The sequence below is a fragment of the Prevotella sp. AM23-5 genome (assembly GCF_003473645.1).
GTDB classification, from domain to species: Bacteria; Bacteroidota; Bacteroidia; order Bacteroidales; family Bacteroidaceae; genus Prevotella; species Prevotella copri_A.
Genome location: NZ_QUCG01000071.1, coordinates 1 through 16,459, shown reverse-complemented (window position 1 = coordinate 16,459; position 16,459 = coordinate 1). Strand labels below are relative to the sequence as shown.

The window sequence follows — 16,459 nt, the reverse complement described above, 5'->3', positions numbered from 1 at the left end:
TTTTTGCCTTTTTAGGCGTTCTTTTCTCTAAAAAAACATAGAAAAAAATATAATCTGGGATAGAGACTAGAGTTTCGAATATTTTTTGTATTTTTGCAACACGAAAAGAATAAATAAGGAATGATAGGATTAGCCGACTGCAATAACTTCTACTGTTCGTGCGAACGAGTGTTTCGCCCCGACCTGATAGGAAAGCCCGTGGTTGTTTTGAGCAACAACGACGGGTGCGTCATCGCACGCTCTGAAGAAGCCAAGGCGCTGGGCTATAAGATGGGCGATCCGTTCTATCAGGTAAAGGAAAAACTGGAGGCTGAAGGCGTGGCTATCTTCTCCAGCAACTACACGCTCTATGGCTCTCTCTCCAACAGGGTAATGTCGATGCTCTCGCACTACTCGCCGCACATCGACCAGTACTCCATAGACGAATGCTTTTTCGAGGTGGAAAACCTTTCTTCCGTCACAGATGGTTCCCTCCTCCACCGATATGGTGCCAGGATTTCTGCCGATGTACTCCGAGCCGTAGGAATCCCTATCTCCATCGGCATTGCCGAAACGAAAACCTTGGCGAAAATCGGTTCTAAGTTCGCCAAGAAATACAAGGGTTACCAGGGCTGCTGCCTCATTGATACCGATGAACGGAGACACAAGGCCTTGTCGCTGTTCCCTATAGAAGATATATGGGGTATCGGACGACAGATTTCCAAAAAGCTCGATTATATGGGCATTCGCACAGCTGCCCAGTTTGCCGATAAGAAAGAGAGTTGGGTGCGCAGCCATTTCAACATCACCACCGTGAGAACCTGGAAGGAACTGAATGGCGAGAGCTGCATCAGCATCGAGGAATTGCCCCAGAAGAAGAGCATCTGCACCAGCCGGAGCTTTGCCGATGAGGGCATCAGCGATAAGAATGTGGTAGAAGAAGCCGTGGCCAATTTCGCCGTGCGCTGTACTGAGAAATTAAGAAGACAAGGTAGCGTATGCCAGGGCATTACGGTATTTGCATGGACCTCAAGATTCAATGAGAACGTACCCGAATATACCATTCACGACTCCCTCACCCTACCCATCGCCACCAATGCGCAGGATGAGATTGTGGGCGCTGCACTTGCCATCCTTCGAGCCAGATATCCCAAACCGATAGCCGACGGACGGCCTGATCGTACAGACTTGGCATTCCATTTCAAAAAAGCTGGCGTCATCCTGTGGCAAATCTCCCCCGACAATCCTCGCCAGCAGGATCTCTTCGACCCTATCGACCGCACCAGGCAGAAGGCGCTGATGGAAGCCATCGATGCCATCAACCGCAAGAACGGCTATGGCACGATAAGGCAAGCCATACAAGGCACCGATTGCCGATTCGACTTGAAACGGGAATATATGTCGAAGCGGTTTACCACGGATATTCATGAGATTCTGAAAGTGAGAACCCAATGAGATTCAGAATGAGCCTCTTTCTAAAAATGAGCTCCATAAACTAAGAAAATAAATAAGAAAACAAGATGAATAAGAATAACGATAATAAGATAAAGCTGACATTTCACCCTGCGGAATTTGGAGAGAAGATGCCGATTCCGCTGGCAGAACAAAGCGTAAAGGCAGGCTTCCCTTCGCCGGCACAAGACTATATGGAGGGAGAGATAGACCTCAACGATATTCTGGTTCGCCATCGTGAGGCCACCTTCTATGTACGTGTTTCGGGCGACAGCATGCAGGATGCAGGCATTCTCGACGGCGACCTAGCCATCGTAGACAGGCAGATAGAGCCATCCAACGGCAACTTCGTCATCGCCTTCGTGGATGGCGAATTCACCATCAAGCAATTCAAGATGGATGAGAGCGGTGCCTTCGGCTGGCTCATCCCATGGAACAAAAACTTCTCCCCAATCCGGGTAGATGAGACCAACCGATTCATGATTTGGGGCGTAGTTACCTATGTGATTCATCAAATTGCAGAATAATTCATCTTTTTCTACTCATCTTCCTTTGCCACCTCATTAAAAAGTTGTACCTTTGCAGTCGAATTTTCAGCGAAGACTAGGCTATATGCCTTCTAAGAATAGAATTTTCAGCAAATATATGTATTTAGTAATTCCAAACAAACAGCAGTAGTTATGAGTATTAATATCAAGAGAAATCAGTTGAAGAGAGTCGTAATTGTAGGTGGCGGACTCGGTGGTCTTCGCTTGGCAGAAGACCTCAGCAAGGCAAACCTTCAGGTAGTGTTGATTGATAAGAATAACTTCCATCAGTTCCCTCCGCTTATCTATCAGATTGCCTCAGCAGGTATCGACCCAAGTTCCATCTCCTTCCCGTTCCGCCAGATTTTCCGCAAGCGCAAGAACTTCTACTTCCGCATGGCAGAAGCGAGAGCCGTATTCCCAGACAAGAAGATTCTGCAGACTTCCATCGGTAAGATTGAGTACGATTACCTGGTGTTCGCAGCAGGAACCACCACCAATTTCTATGGCAATGCCAACATCGAGAAATGGGCGATTCCGATGAAGACCGTTTCTGAGGCAATGGGATTGCGCAACGCCGTGCTCAGTAACCTGGAGCGTGCATTGACCTGTGCCACGGAAGCAGAGCGACAGGAACTGCTGAACGTAGTGATTGTAGGCGGTGGTGCTACAGGTGTGGAGATAGCCGGAGCCCTCTCTGAAATGAAGCGCTACGTGATTCCTTATGATTATCCTGATATGGACTCATCTCTAATGCACATCTATCTCCTGGAAGCGGGCGACAGACTGCTCGCCGGAATGTCACAGGACTCTTCTAAGAAAGCATACGAATTCCTTACCAGCATGGGTGTGGATGTACAGTTTGGCAAAATGGTAACCGACTACAAGGACCACAAGGTTCTGATGAAGGATGGTCAGGAGATTCCTACCCGCACCTTCCTCTGGGTATCAGGTGTAAAGGCACAGCCTATCACGGGTATCGATGGCGACCATCTGGGTCGTGGGTTCCGAATCGTAGTAGATGAATTCAACCGCATCCCTGGCATGGACGGTCTCTTTGCCATCGGCGACCAGTGTATCCAGACCGCCGACCCAGCTTATCCTGGCGGTCATCCACAGTTGGCTCAGGTAGCCATCCAGCAGGCTGCGCTTCTGGCAAAGAATATCCAGAAGATAGCAGAGGGAGCCACAGATTCCCAGCTCAAGCCTTTCCGCTACAAGAACCTGGGTTCTATGGCTACCATCGGAAGAAACAAGGCAGTGGTAGAACTTGGCAAGTTCCACAGCCAGGGCTTCTTTGCCTGGGTATTGTGGCTGGTAGTTCACCTCCGCTCTATCCTTGGCGTAAAGAACAAGGTAATGGTAATGCTCAACTGGCTCTGGAAGTACGTGAGCTACAACGATTCTATCCGAATGATTACCTACGCCACCAAGCCTAAGGAGGTGCGCGACCGCTTGAAGCGTGAACAGACCACTCACCTCGGCACCGACTTGCTGGAGAATGAAGAAGAGGAAGAGGAAGCTTAAGATAACGAGATAGATCAAGTTTAAATGCTTAAGATAACGAGATAGAAAACGGGTGTATCATTCAATTATATAGATGATACACCCGTTTCTTTTATGCAGATTCCAGAAGTCGATACCTTTATTAAGTAGATTCCCTTATCACGGTTTCACCTCTCAATGCAATTTCCTCTATCCTTCTATAACCATCGGCAATATGCTCCAGCAGCAGTCGGCAACTTTCCTGCGCCATTTTCTCAATAGGCTGCTCCACTACCGTCAACTGAGGATGAACCAAGGTAGCCAAGGCTGTGCCCGACATGCAGCAAAGCGCCACATCCTCCGGAATACGCAAGCCACGCTTCTGGATAGCACTCTTTGCTCCCAACACAGCAGTCTCCGTAAAGCCAAAGACCGCATCAAAGGGCACATTCTTCTCCAGGAACCGCTCCATCACCCAACTACCCTCTTCAGCCGACAAAGCTGGCGACAAGACATCCTGCGCCTGATACTCTATATGAAACTTTTCCAGCGCATCCCGATAGCCCCTCAATCGTTCATAGCTGTTTCGGATATAAGCAGGTCCCGGGATATGAATAATATGCTTATAGCCCTTGCGCAACAAAGCCTCCACCATGAAAAACGACATGATGTAATCGTCCATGTGCACCTGTGAAGCCTTTACCTTCTCCACCGTTCTATCGAAAAACACAATGGGAATGCCCCTTTCTATCACCTTATTATATAGGTCCACATTATGCTCCTTATCGCATGCACTCATCAGGATACCATCCACACGCAGCTGCTCCATCATCAGAATGTTCTCTCTCTCCTGCTCAGGATTCTCGTTAGAGATGGCAATCATCACCTTATACCCCTGCTTGCGCAAGATGGCTTGAGCATCATTGATAAAGGTCATATAGAACGTTGTTACGATTTCGGGGATGATGATGCCGATGTTGTGAGTGCTCTGCTGGCGAAAGTTCACAGCCAGTTCGTTGCGATGATAGCCCATCCGTCCTGCTGTCTCCAATATCTTCTTCAAGGTTTCCGCCTTCACATTACCCGTATCTCCCGACAGGGCACGCGAAACTGTGGACTTGGAAAATCCCAACTCCCTTGCAATATCCATGATGGTTACATATTTTGCCATATTTCTTTTTCGTTTCTTGATGAATGTGCTTGCAAAGATACTTATTTTCTACGAAAGCCACAACAAAAAACAGAGAAATCTTTTTGGGAACGGTTGCGGAAAATGGGAACGGTTGCGGGAACGGTTGCAAAAAAACTATCGATTTTTTTCTTGTTTTTCCTGCGAAAACGTTCTATCTTTGCAGCGTGAAAAGGAAAAAACGATTTCTCAAATCGCTCTATTCCTTCACAAAAAAAAGAATAAACAACATTAAGTATCACAATCAAACCTAAGAAAAAGAATATGGAACAAGATTCTAAATTTCAAGCAAACAGTTCGCAAGATGACAATATGCAAGCGAATGTTTCACAAATGAGCAACTCGCAAAAGAACAATTCACAGGGAAAGGTTCCCTTCATCAGCAAACTCGCCTATGGAATGGGCGATGTAGGCTGCAACTTCAGTTGGATGTTCGTGGGCAACTTCCTCATGATTTTCTACACCGATGTATTCGGAATCAGCATGAGTGCCGTAGCAACCCTGATGCTTGTTTCCCGATTCTGGGATGCCATCAACGACCCAATCATCGGCACACTTACCGACAAGACCCACACCCGATGGGGACGATTCCGCCCATGGCTGCTCTTCGGAGCTCCTATCACGGCACTGGTACTGATACTCACTTTCTGGGCACATCCGGAATGGAGCCAGACCGCCAAGATTATCTATATGGCAGTAACCTACTGCATCCTGGTGCTGGGATATACCTGCGTGAACCTGCCTTACGGCACACTCTGCGGAGCCATGACGCAAGACATCGATGAGAGAGCCAAGCTCAACACCAGCCGTTCGGTGAGCGCCATGATGGCCATCGGAGTAATCAACATCGTAACCGTTCCGCTCATCAGCTGGTTTGGCGCAGGCGATACCAAATATGGTTATCTGGCTGTGGCTGTACTCTACGGCATCATCTTCGCCGCCTGCCATCTGTTCTGCTTTCACAAGACCAAGGAAGTGGTAGAAGTTCCTGTAGGACAGAAACTCCCTTTAAAGGTGCAGCTTCGCTCCGTGATGAAGAACAAGCCCTATCTGCTCGCCCTTTTAGGACAGTTGCTCTTCGGTTTCATCCATTACGGACGCAATGCCGACATGCTCTACTATTTCACTTATGTAGAAGGTTCGGCAACGCTCTTCTCCTACTATTCCATGGCCATCATCGTGCCAAGCATCATAGGTGCCGCCTGCTTCCCTCTGGTATTCAGAAAAACGGGCAACAAGGGCTTCACGGCAGCCATCTTCGCTTTCCTCACCGGTATTACGATGATAGGTCTGTACTTCTTCAGCCCTAACGGCAGTGCCATCATGTTCTATCTGTTCTCAGCCTTGTCGTGGTTCTTCTTCTCAGGCTTCAATACAGCCATCTATGCCATCATCCCCGACTGTGTGGAGTATGGCGAGTGGAAGACGGGCATCAGAAACGACGGATTCCAATACGCCTTCATCTCGCTGGGCAACAAGATAGGAATGGCACTCGGCACATCGCTTCTCGCCATTGCCCTGGGCAGTGCAGGATATGTAAGCAACGCTGTGCAGAATCCAGAAGTATTGAGCATCATGCACCACGCCTTCAGCACCATTCCGGGAGTCTTGTGGATTATCACCGCAGGATGCCTCTGCTTCTACAAGCTCAACAAGAAGCAATACAAGCAGATTATGGCCGATCTGGAGAATAAGAAGAAATAAATAAAAAAGAAGAAATAAAAAAACGGGATCTTTTATCCCACCAACTATAACAATAACAATTTCAAAACATTATAATTATGAGACAGGCAATATTGGTAGAACCAAAGCATATCGAATTCAAGGAAGTAGCAGAACCAAAGGCAGCAGACTTAACTGCTCATCAGGTTCTCGTCAACATCAAGCGCATCGGCATCTGCGGTAGCGAGATTCACTCTTACCACGGTCTTCACCCAGCCACATTCTACCCAGTGGTTCAGGGACATGAGTACTCAGGAGTGGTTATGGCTGTAGGCAGCGAAGTTACCGTCTGCAAGCCTGGCGACCATATCACCGCTCGCCCACAGTTGGTTTGCGGCAAGTGCAACCCTTGCAAGCGCGGACAGTATAATGTTTGTGAGCACCTGCGTGTTCAGGCTTTCCAGGCAGATGGTGCTGCACAGGATTTCTTTGTTGTAGATGACGACCGCGTGGCTAAGTTGCCAGAAGGCATGAGCCTCGACTATGGTGCCATGATTGAGCCTTCAGCCGTTGGTGCCCATGCCAGCAACCGCACCGACGTGAAGGGTAAGAATGTAGTAGTGAGCGGTGCAGGAACCATCGGCAACCTCATAGCCCAGTTCTGCATTGCCCGTGGCGCCAAGAATGTACTCATTACCGATGTAAGCGACCTCCGCCTGGCTAAGGCTCGCGAGTGCGGCATCAAGCATACCCTCAACATCACCAAGAAGACCTTGAAGGAGGCAGCCCAGGAACTCTTCGGTGAGGAAGGCTATCAGGTAGGTTTCGAAGTAGCTGGTGTAGAAGTTTCCATCCGTTCGCTGATGGAGACCATCGAGAAAGGTAGCGACATCGTTGTGGTGGCAGTCTTTGCCAAGGACCCAGCCCTCAGCATGTTCTATCTCGGCGAACATGAATTGAGACTCATCGGTTCAATGATGTATCGCCACGAGGATTATCTCACAGCCATCGATTACGTAAGCAAGGGCATCGTCAACCTCAAGCCACTCGTAAGTAACCGCTTCGCCTTCGAGGAATACGATGACGCCTATAAGTTTATCGATGCTCATCGCGAAACCAGCATGAAGGTTCTCATCGATTTCGAGCAGAAACCTGGAGAGAAGAAGTAAAGGATTGAAGAGAAGAAACATACTGCAAACGATTGCAGAAATTGGAAACGATTGCGGGAACGTTTGCAGAAAGTTTAGATGATTTTTCTTTGCAAAGGTAGCTGAAAAATGCTACCTTTGCAACAGAAATCAAGTAACATCTCTAACATTCTTAAAGTAAAAATGACAATGGAAAAGAAACAATCAGTGATAGGTATCGGTGAGGCACTCTTCGATGTGCTTCCAGAAGGAAAGAAGCTAGGTGGCGCTCCAGCCAACTTTGCTTACCACGTTTCACAGTTCGGACTCGAGAGCTGTGCGGTCAGCGCAATGGGCGATGATGAGCTGGGCAAGGAACTGGAGAAGGAACTCAACGATCACCATCTCAACTATCAGATAGACAAGGTAGCCTACCCTACAGGCACCGTCCAGGTTTCGCTCGATGCCAACGGCATTCCTTGCTACGACATCAAGGAGGGAGCAGCCTGGGACAACATCCCCTACACGCCAGCCCTGGAAGAATTGGCTAAGAATTGCACCGCTGCCTGCTTCGGTTCGCTGGCACAGCGCAACGAGGTTTCTCGCAACACCATCTATCGCTTCCTCGACCACATGCCTAAGGGAGAAGGAATCCTCAAAATCTTCGACATCAATCTCCGTCAGGGATTCTATAATAAGGATATTATCACCGAGAGCATCAAGAGATGTAACATCCTCAAGATCAACGATGAGGAACTGATCACCGTAAGCCGCATCTTCGGCTATCCGGGCATCGACTTGGAGAATAAATGCTGGCTCCTCTTGGGCAAGTACAATCTGAAGATGCTCATTCTTACCTGCGGTGTAAACGGCAGCTATGTGTTCACCCCTGGCGAAGTTTCGTTTATAGAGACTCCGAAGGTGGAAGTGGCTGATACGGTGGGTGCAGGCGATTCATTCACAGGTGCATTCGTGGCAAGCATCCTGAAGGGCAAGAGCGTAAGAGAGGCACATGAATTGGCAGTAAAGGTTTCGGCATTCGTCTGTACACAGAATGGAGCCATGCCTGTTTTGCCTGATGAATTTACCAAGTAAAGCCACATTTGCCCAAAGATATTTGCGAAAAAGCAGTACAAATATAAAGCTGCACGTTTTATTATTTTTGATTTTTAGTGAAGGTTTATAAGGTTCAAAAAGTTATTAGTTTATTTTAGTAAGTTTTAGTTAGGTTCAAAAAGTTTATTTTGTAGTAAAACCATGAAAAGAATTGTAGTTATTGTTTTGATGATGGCAGCTTGCCTGGGAAACGCCCAGGCACAGCTCCATCTGAAAGCCAACGTGCAGAACAATCATCTGTGGCGTGGCATGGAAGTTTCCGACGGCATCGTCCTCCTCACCGACCTGAGCTATACGATGGCCAACGACCACATTACCGTGGGACTTTGGGGTGGCTGCAACTCGGAAGGCTCCTACAAGGAGTTTAACCATTATCTGAATCTGAAGGCTGGCGGTTGGGGATTCGCCCTGTGGGACACCTACAACTTCTCCCCTGGTGCCACCTATAATAATAAGGAATACTGGAACTACTCAGCCCATACCACCGGCCGATTTCTCGATGCTACATTAAGCTACCGGTTTCAGGACGAGAAGTTTCCACTGCTCCTGAGCTGGTCAACGGTAGTCTTCGGACGCGACCGCAACAGCGATAATACGAAGCAGAAATATTCCACCTTCGCCTATGCGGAATACCCTATCTACCAGAAGGATGGCTGGAAGGTTGATGCAGGAGTAGGTGGAGCCTTCGCCCTTAACAGAGCTGGCGAGGATGCTCACTTCTTCGGAACCACGGCAGGCATCGTTCACGTATCGCTGCAAGCCTCCCACGACCTCAAGCTCGGCAACTACACCATTCCGGTTTACGCCAAGGGCATGTGGAATCCGCAGAGCAACCAGAGTTATTTCCAGATTGGAGCAGAAATCATCCGCTTCTAAATCTTCAAAAAAAATACAGAAATTTTTATCATAACAATCATCTAAACACAAATTCATTATGAAGATTAAAGATTTTACAACAGGCGTGCAGCACATCGGCATTCCTACCAACGACATCAACAAGACCATTGAGTTTTATCATGCCCTGGGCTTCGAGACAGCCCTCCGCACAGTAAACGGCACCGAGGAAGTAGCCTTCCTCCAGCTCCACAATCTCATCATCGAGACCTATCAGAACCATCAGGCTAAGATGGAATATGGAGCCATCGATCACATCGCCATCGATGTAAAGAACATAGACAATCTCTTCCTAGTTGTAAAGGAAGCCGGAATCTTCAAGATGCTGGATCAGCAGGTAAATGGTCTTCCATTCTGGGAGAACGGTGTAAAGTTCTTCACCATCGAGGGTCCAAACAAGGAGAAAATCGAGTTCTGCGAGAAACTCTAACCCGCAGCCGGCTTTTAGATAAAAACAGATTAGCATAGCAATATAAAGAGAAAGAAAGAGAGAGATAAAAATGACGAAAGTCCAGCTTGGAGCCTTTTTATAAGAGAGGCATCCGAGTTGGACTTTCTATTTTTTCATTTTCCTCAGGAGGAACATGATGTGTTTTTCCCTGATACTCCAGGGATATTAATGATGCTCAGGCACAATGGCGAGATACACCAGATCATGGTCGGTGAGGTTCTCCATATAATGAGCATGGTTCATCGGGCAGTAATGCACCTGTCCCTGGCGAACCTCCTCCACGGTATCATCATAATGGAAAGTAGCAGTGCCGCTTACCACATAGATAATCTCGCAGTTGCCCTCATGAGTATGAAGACCAGTTGATGCACCCGGACGCAAGGTAGAATACATAATCTTCACCTTGTCATCCACATAATTACGAGTATCGAGTTTACCCTGTCCACCCTTGAAGCCCTCCAAGTGAGCCTCAGCAATCTTTTCGAAATCTATTACCATCTTTATAATGTTTATTGTTAATGTTTAATGTCTATTGTCTGTTGTTTACTTTTCCTTCGCAAAATACTTCCAGAGCGGAGCAGCCATCAGGCTCTGCCAGATTTCACTCTTCTCCAGCATTTCCATCACTTCATCCCTGGAGAAGAGGCGAACCTCGATATCCTCAGCCTGGTCAAGATGCTGAACATCCATGCGCTCCACATCCGTAGCCAGATAGCAATGGGTAAGATTGGTATGCGTGCTCGGATTAGCCGAAATCGTCATCCACTTCTGCCAGTTTCCGCCTCCGAATCCCGTCTCTTCCATCAGTTCTCGCTTGGCAGCATCCATCGGGTCCTCGCCCTTCTCTATCACTCCGGCACAGAGCTCATTCACCGTCTTCCCTATCGCATAGCGATACTGACGTACGAATACGAACATTCCGTCCTTCGTAATGGCGATGGTATTTACCCAATCAGGATATTCCAGCACGTAATATTCATCAATGATGGCACCCGTAGGCAATTCCACCTTATCCACTCGTGCCGTGAGCCAAGGCTTCTCTATCAGATACTTCTGCGAGAGCGTCTTCCATTTCATATCTTTATCAGCCATTTTCTTACTTCATTTAAAATCAGACTTTTCTTTCTCTTAATTGATAGTGCAAAAGTACGAAAAAAGATTGAAAGGATAGAAATATTTCTATAAAAAAGACAGTTTTTCAATTATTTTTATTACTTTTGCAGAAATAGTATATCTAAACTGATAATAGAAAGAATTGAAAAGTAAAGACATCATGGCAGAACATCTTATTATAAAAGGAGAAACGAAGGAGGAACTTTACGCTACCCTCCTCCCTCAGCTTAAGTCGCTCATAGAGGGCGAAAACGACATCATCGCCAATATGGCGAATATTTCAGCGTGCATCATGGACACCTTCCGCTTTTGGTGGGTAGGCTTCTACAGGGTCATCGATGGAACCCTTGTACTGGGTCCTTTCCAGGGACCGCTGGCCTGCACCCGCATCAAACGGGGCAAGGGTGTTTGCGGAACGGCTTGGGATAAAGCGGAGACCATCGTGGTAGAAGATGTAGAGAAATTTCCAGGTCACATCGCCTGCAGCAGCGCCTCCCGTTCAGAGATTGTCGTACCCGTTATCCGAAACGATGAGGTGATCGCCGTACTGGATATTGACAGTGAACACCTCAATACCTTTGATGACATTGACAAGGAATGGCTGGAGAAAGTGGCAGAATTATTTGCCGCCAAAGCGCCATCCCAAGCCTAGCATCAGATTGTTAGGAGTCTTAAAATCCACCAGACTGTAGCCGATGTGCAGCATGGCACGTCGGCTCACATGAATCTTCAGGGCAAGCACCTCATATACTCCCTTGAAGTCGTTGCGATTGCCAAGCAAATAGGTTCCCGCACCGAAGTTGATGCTGAAATAAGGCATGGCAAACTCGCCACGAGCCGAAAGCCCCAGACCAGCCTGGGTACTAAACTTATGATTCACATCCTCGCCCCAAGGATCATTCTCCCTGCTAGCCGAACGGTCGTACACACCATCAAGCGAAGCACCCAAACTCAGCCACGGGTTCAACCGGTACATCGGGTTGACATTGAAGCCCATCACGGCATACTTGCCATCCAGCAGATAGCTCGACACACCATCATGTGCTATTCCCTGCTTCCATGCACCATACAATACCACATCCGTGTAAAGTCCACGCCTATCCGGCAGCTTCTCCCGCTCTACCTTCGGCACAGCCAATGGTTGTCGGTTGATGTAATAAGCCAGTCCCAATCTTATGCCACCTGTGTTAAGTCCCATGTTAGGATAAGTGGTGTTGCCATTAGAGAAATGAGTCAGCGAAATACCGGCATTCAGGTCGAGATATTTCGAGAGCATCCACTTCATATACACATCAACATCAATATATGCCGTTGCCTTTGAGCCAATCACCTTGTTTTCTGGATTGTTCAGCTCGTCATAGGCATTCCATCCGAACGCCATTCCCAAGTTCCACTCATAGTTGAGCGACACCCTGCGGGATAGGTTCACAATCGGTGCCCCCTGAAACAGATACACGGATATCGGATTTGCCAGCCACTGGTTAAACTCATGTCTAGCCAAGCCTACACCCTGATACGCCCCCTGATAGATGGAGCCAGGTCTCACCTCCTCCTTATTCATGAAGGCATACTTCAGTGTAAATGTCATGTCGTGATTCATCGTCCGGGCCTCATCATTCCCTCCACGCAGAAACTCGTTAGTATGAAATATGGTAGATGGCACCGCATCCAGTGCGATGCGGTGTATAGTCTTGCAGCTATCCTCCTGCGAAGAGGCAGGCAATGCCATGGCAGCAAGCATCGATATAACCAATAAATTATGTTTCATCATTCTAGATTAATAAATAGCCTTCATCAGGCAAACGCTCTTCTGATATAGTTGTGCTTGTTTTAGAATCCAGCACAAGAGTATTATCAGAATTGAGGATTGTCGTAGTACTCCAATATGCTATCTACTTTTAATGTGGATTGTTTCTTATTCATATCTTCTCTTCAGCTTTTTTACAAGGCTGCTGCCACCCTCCTTACCTTAGCCAATCTAGCCATAAAAGTAGTATCACTTTTTGTAGATTGCAGATTATATCTCATCTGCATTTTCAACAAAGGCTCAGCATTCACTCCAAGTGCAGCCTCAAAGAGTAGAGCTGTTTTTTCCGTCACAGGGCGACGTGCATTCAGAATTTCGTTCAGAGCAGAATAGGCAATACCCATTTCCTCAGCCAACTGTCGCTGAGAAATTCCACGATATTCTATCTCATCCTTCAGAACATCTCCAGGATGCGTAGGAAAAGCCGGAGTCATATCGTTTGCCCGCATTTCCTTTATTGTTTTTTTATCGTTGCTCATAACAACATTATTTATAATAGTTTGATGTTGCAAAGATAATATATAAATTCGATATTCACAAATTTTGTGAAGGAAACTTTTGCTAAACAACTATAATTGTGATTATCTATGTTAAAAATTATAAGATCTGATTACTTCCCGACTTGCAACTCAGCTCTTTTTCATGAAATATGTCACAATATCAATTTTGCAAGTCTTTGTTTTCAAGATATTTAGGTTTGGTGACCTTCATCTGATGAACCCCACCAACTTTTCGATTCTACCAAGCATAAACTAGAAGAAACGGTGAAGGCAACTGATAAGCCTCCACCGTTTGTTACTTTATTTCGTTGCTCTAACGAATATATAACATTACCTAGTTTTATAAAGCCCAAAGCAGCTACAACAAGACATTAAATCTCACAGGCTCCTCGCCTGTACGTAATTTGTACGTTTTCATAAAGCATCTTCTGCATCTTATCAACATAAGTTTTTTCTGCGAAAAAAGTCTCATAGTCTCATTTTCTTCCTCAAAATACTAGTTATCTTTCTGATGATTAACAACTTAACATCAATGACACTTCTTGAAAAATGCGGCAAGAAGTATCATCAATGTATCATAGAAGTATCATCATATTATGGTCGTACAACTAAAGGGGTTATAGTTGTACGATAACAAGGGGTTGCCACTAAGCTCGACAGAGGTGCTGACTGCAGTCAGCAGACCTGCTGACTAGGCTCGGCAGAGGTGCTGAGCCTAGGAGCAACAGTTGGGAAGATACTTGCTTGCACCCGAGAAGATACTTACTTCAACCCAAAAGGATACTTACTTCAACCCAAAAGGATGCTTACTTGCACCCCAAAAGATACTTACTTGAACCCCAAAAGCCGTTTACTTCAACTTCCTATCATCATTCCTTCTTTCTCAAGCGATAGAGCGTAACCGGACCTTCCTTGGTAGCATACATTCTGGCTGCCGGTTCCTCACAGAGATCATTCAATACCTTATTGGCATGATAGCGGGTGACACCGAATTTGCGAATTATATCCTTCACCGTGATATATCCCTGCTGCTGGCAAATCTCCACAATGTCGGCAAACTCCTGATCCGCCTCCTTCGGAGCAAATTTCACATTCCAATACTGGCGACTACAACCGTTAGAACGACGTTTCAATCTTTCCAGGAATTCCTTCGTGGGCTGAATTTCCAAACCGCAGACAGCTACTTCGTTGGCAGGAATCAGGTCGCCCTCATGATAGGTCTTCTTCCATTCATTTCCCTCCTTATCCTTATGCTTCACCACGCCCAGTTTAGGCTTGACGACAAACATATCACCTACCCTCACCTCGTTGCCGTCAGCCAAGGCATAAAGCGTTTCATCCTCCAGCGTTTCCAATGCAGAGATAAAGGAGGAAACATTCATCGCACAATGATCGCGAACACGTTTCTCCATCTTCTCCTGGTCAACGATATCCCGCTTCACAAACATCGGATGTATCTGATACTTACCGCTTTCGTCCTTGAAGGGCGTGCGATGCTCCAAATAATTGATTGAACCTGTTGCTCTTGCCATATTCTTAGTTTTTTTGATATTTCTTTATATTCCCCATCTACTTCTCCGCAAACAAATTGGAGATAGCATAAAGAGGAATGATGTCTATCTTCTTTCCATCGGGACTCTCGAATGTTCCAAAATTTTCAAGAGAACAGCGGATGCCCATTTCTATATGCTTCTGCGGATTGCGCATCAGCGAATACATGCTGCTCATGGAACCCTTCACACCCGATTTTACTTCTATCGGAACTATGCTGCCACTGCGAGCTATCACATAATCCACCTCGGCACAAGTACCTTTGTTCATGTTTTGCCAATAGTACAACTGATGGCGCTTCTGCGGAGAAGAATATTTGATAAGTTCCAAGCCCGCCATCATCTCTGCCACATGTCCCTTGTCAACAAGATTGATGGAATCTGCCACCATCATCTCCTTGATGCTGTCGTCGATGTCGTCATCTATTCCCAGAATACCAAGCAGCACGCCAGTATCATGGATAAGATATTTCACAACCCGCTCGTTGATTTCAGCCCCAAGCGGTACCCCATTGGCATCCGTATGATAAGTCGGGATGATTAGTCCGGCATCCTTCAGCATCTCCAAAGCCACCTTTACTTCTGCCGAACGATATTGTCCTTCTACCCTACTGTAAACAAACTTAGCTCCTGCCTGATGCGCTACGCTTATGAGAGTTTGGCGCAAAAGCAGAGGATTTGCCTTGGCTCCGTACTTGGCAAAATCGTCCTGATAACCCTGGATGATTTCGTTCACAATGTCACTGCTATAGCGATAAGACCCTGTCTCCGTGTAGGTTGCCACAGCTTCTGGCATTCCGCCAACCAGCATGTAACTTCTAAAGGCCTCCACCAATCTGTTATAGAATGCCTCGGGCAGCGGATTCGTAGGACTGCTATTTCGTTTGGTTCTGAGAAGCCCCTCTTGCCCCGTTGCCGTCAAGAATTCATCAAAAGACATCGGATAAACAAACAGTGAACTTACTCTGCCCACCCCAAACGATGACAAATCCTTCAGCACAAACTCCAGGAGCGAACCTGCTGCAATGACATGAAGTTCGGGATAATCTTCTTTAAAGAACCAAAGGCTGTGAACGACATCTTCGCTCTTTTGTATCTCATCGAGGAAAAGAAGGGTTTCGCCCGGAACAATCGGCACATTAAAGAAGTCAGATAGCTTAGCAGCAATGCTCTTCACATCACGACTGCCCTTAAAGAATTCCATCACCTCAGGATTTCTTTCCATATTAACTTCCAAAAAATATTTGAAGCTCTTGCCCAAATGCCGAATGGTGCTCGACTTGCCTACCTGTCGGGCGCCCCTCACCAAAAGAGGTTTTCTTCGAGGATTATCCTTCCATTCCAGCAAAGCCTGGTCGATGCTTCTTGACAAGTATTTTTCCATATCTTTGCGTCTTTATGATTATATGGCTGCAAAAATACTGATTATTAACGAGATATGCAATTATTTTATGTTAACTTTGCTAAAAGATAGAGTTATAAAGGTATGTTTCGTGACAAAAGATAGAGTTATAGCAGGGTGTTTTGTGATAAAAGATAGAGTTATAGAGGTACAAAAAATCCCTGCCATAGGAAGCCTTGTCTTATACGTGAAAAAGTTGTCACCT

General features: G+C 46.5%; 16 protein-coding genes. 9 read left to right on the top strand and 7 right to left on the bottom strand.

The genetic code is table 11. The features are described from left to right. Positions 1-120 precede the first annotated feature (120 nt). The 3 genes from DW657_RS14165 to DW657_RS14155 all read left to right on the top strand — a co-directional run bounded on the left by DW657_RS14165 (position 121) and on the right by DW657_RS14155 (position 3,485). Complete coding sequence (locus DW657_RS14165) at positions 121-1,434, top strand: Y-family DNA polymerase (protein WP_118313114.1); 1,314 nt, start codon at positions 121-123, stop codon at positions 1,432-1,434. Between the two features lie 65 nt (positions 1,435-1,499). Further along, positions 1,500-1,958: a LexA family transcriptional regulator gene (locus DW657_RS14160; RefSeq protein ID WP_199656126.1), complete on the top strand. Its 459-nt coding sequence runs from the start codon at positions 1,500-1,502 to the stop codon at positions 1,956-1,958. A gap of 153 nt (positions 1,959-2,111) precedes the next feature. Next, positions 2,112-3,485, top strand: coding sequence for an NAD(P)/FAD-dependent oxidoreductase (locus DW657_RS14155; RefSeq protein WP_117663462.1), 1,374 nt, complete (start codon positions 2,112-2,114; stop codon positions 3,483-3,485). A 121-nt stretch (positions 3,486-3,606) separates the two neighbouring features. Here the strand turns inward: DW657_RS14155 and DW657_RS14150 are convergent, their stop codons facing one another. After that, the gene (locus DW657_RS14150) at positions 3,607-4,614 is read right to left on the bottom strand and encodes a LacI family DNA-binding transcriptional regulator (protein ID WP_118313113.1); all 1,008 of its coding nucleotides are present in this window, start codon (positions 4,612-4,614) and stop codon (positions 3,607-3,609) included. Positions 4,615-4,896: 282 nt separating this feature from the next. Between DW657_RS14150 and DW657_RS14140 the strand changes: the two genes are divergently transcribed. From DW657_RS14140 to DW657_RS14120, 5 genes are all read left to right on the top strand, one after another. Continuing rightward, positions 4,897-6,336, top strand: coding sequence for an MFS transporter (locus tag DW657_RS14140; protein WP_233522273.1), 1,440 nt, complete (start codon positions 4,897-4,899; stop codon positions 6,334-6,336). Positions 6,337-6,413: 77 nt separating this feature from the next. Beyond that, entirely contained in the window at positions 6,414-7,463 is a 1,050-nt protein-coding gene (locus DW657_RS14135) for a zinc-binding dehydrogenase (RefSeq protein WP_117663466.1), read from the top strand. A gap of 168 nt (positions 7,464-7,631) precedes the next feature. Continuing rightward, on the top strand, positions 7,632-8,516 hold the full coding sequence (locus tag DW657_RS14130; protein WP_118313115.1) for a carbohydrate kinase: 885 nt from the start codon (positions 7,632-7,634) through the stop codon (positions 8,514-8,516). Positions 8,517-8,678: 162 nt separating this feature from the next. Beyond that, a complete protein-coding gene (locus DW657_RS14125; protein ID WP_117663468.1) occupies positions 8,679-9,413 on the top strand; it encodes a hypothetical protein in 735 nt (244 codons plus the stop codon). 58 nt (positions 9,414-9,471) lie between these two features. After that, a complete protein-coding gene (locus DW657_RS14120; protein ID WP_117663469.1) occupies positions 9,472-9,861 on the top strand; it encodes a VOC family protein in 390 nt (129 codons plus the stop codon). 186 nt (positions 9,862-10,047) lie between these two features. Here DW657_RS14120 and DW657_RS14115 read toward each other — a convergent pair whose 3' ends face one another. Both DW657_RS14115 and DW657_RS14110 read right to left on the bottom strand, forming a co-directional pair. Beyond that, the gene (locus DW657_RS14115; protein ID WP_022122055.1) at positions 10,048-10,380 is read right to left on the bottom strand and encodes a cupin domain-containing protein; all 333 of its coding nucleotides are present in this window, start codon (positions 10,378-10,380) and stop codon (positions 10,048-10,050) included. Positions 10,381-10,425: 45 nt separating this feature from the next. Beyond that, complete coding sequence (locus tag DW657_RS14110; protein WP_117663470.1) at positions 10,426-10,974, bottom strand: NUDIX hydrolase; 549 nt, start codon at positions 10,972-10,974, stop codon at positions 10,426-10,428. Between the two features lie 181 nt (positions 10,975-11,155). On the opposite strand from DW657_RS14110, the gene DW657_RS14105 reads away from it, so the two are divergent. Further along, positions 11,156-11,647, top strand: a complete 492-nt coding sequence (locus DW657_RS14105) for a GAF domain-containing protein (protein ID WP_117663471.1) — start codon at positions 11,156-11,158, stop codon at positions 11,645-11,647. Here the strand turns inward: DW657_RS14105 and DW657_RS14100 are convergent. From DW657_RS14100 to DW657_RS14085, 4 genes are all read right to left on the bottom strand, one after another. Further along, on the bottom strand, positions 11,615-12,763 hold the full coding sequence (locus DW657_RS14100; RefSeq protein WP_158577385.1) for an acyloxyacyl hydrolase: 1,149 nt from the start codon (positions 12,761-12,763) through the stop codon (positions 11,615-11,617). The two genes, DW657_RS14105 and DW657_RS14100, sit on opposite strands and share 33 nt — an antisense overlap. Before the next feature lie 173 nt (positions 12,764-12,936). After that, positions 12,937-13,251 carry a HigA family addiction module antitoxin gene (locus DW657_RS14095; protein WP_233547090.1) on the bottom strand — a complete coding sequence of 105 codons (315 nt, stop codon included), beginning with the start codon at positions 13,249-13,251 and terminating at the stop codon, positions 12,937-12,939. Positions 13,252-14,171: 920 nt separating this feature from the next. After that, a complete protein-coding gene (locus tag DW657_RS14090) occupies positions 14,172-14,834 on the bottom strand; it encodes a hypothetical protein (RefSeq protein ID WP_118313109.1) in 663 nt (220 codons plus the stop codon). A gap of 37 nt (positions 14,835-14,871) precedes the next feature. Beyond that, entirely contained in the window at positions 14,872-16,236 is a 1,365-nt protein-coding gene (locus tag DW657_RS14085; RefSeq protein WP_118313108.1) for an ATP-binding protein, read from the bottom strand. Positions 16,237-16,459 lie beyond the last annotated feature (223 nt).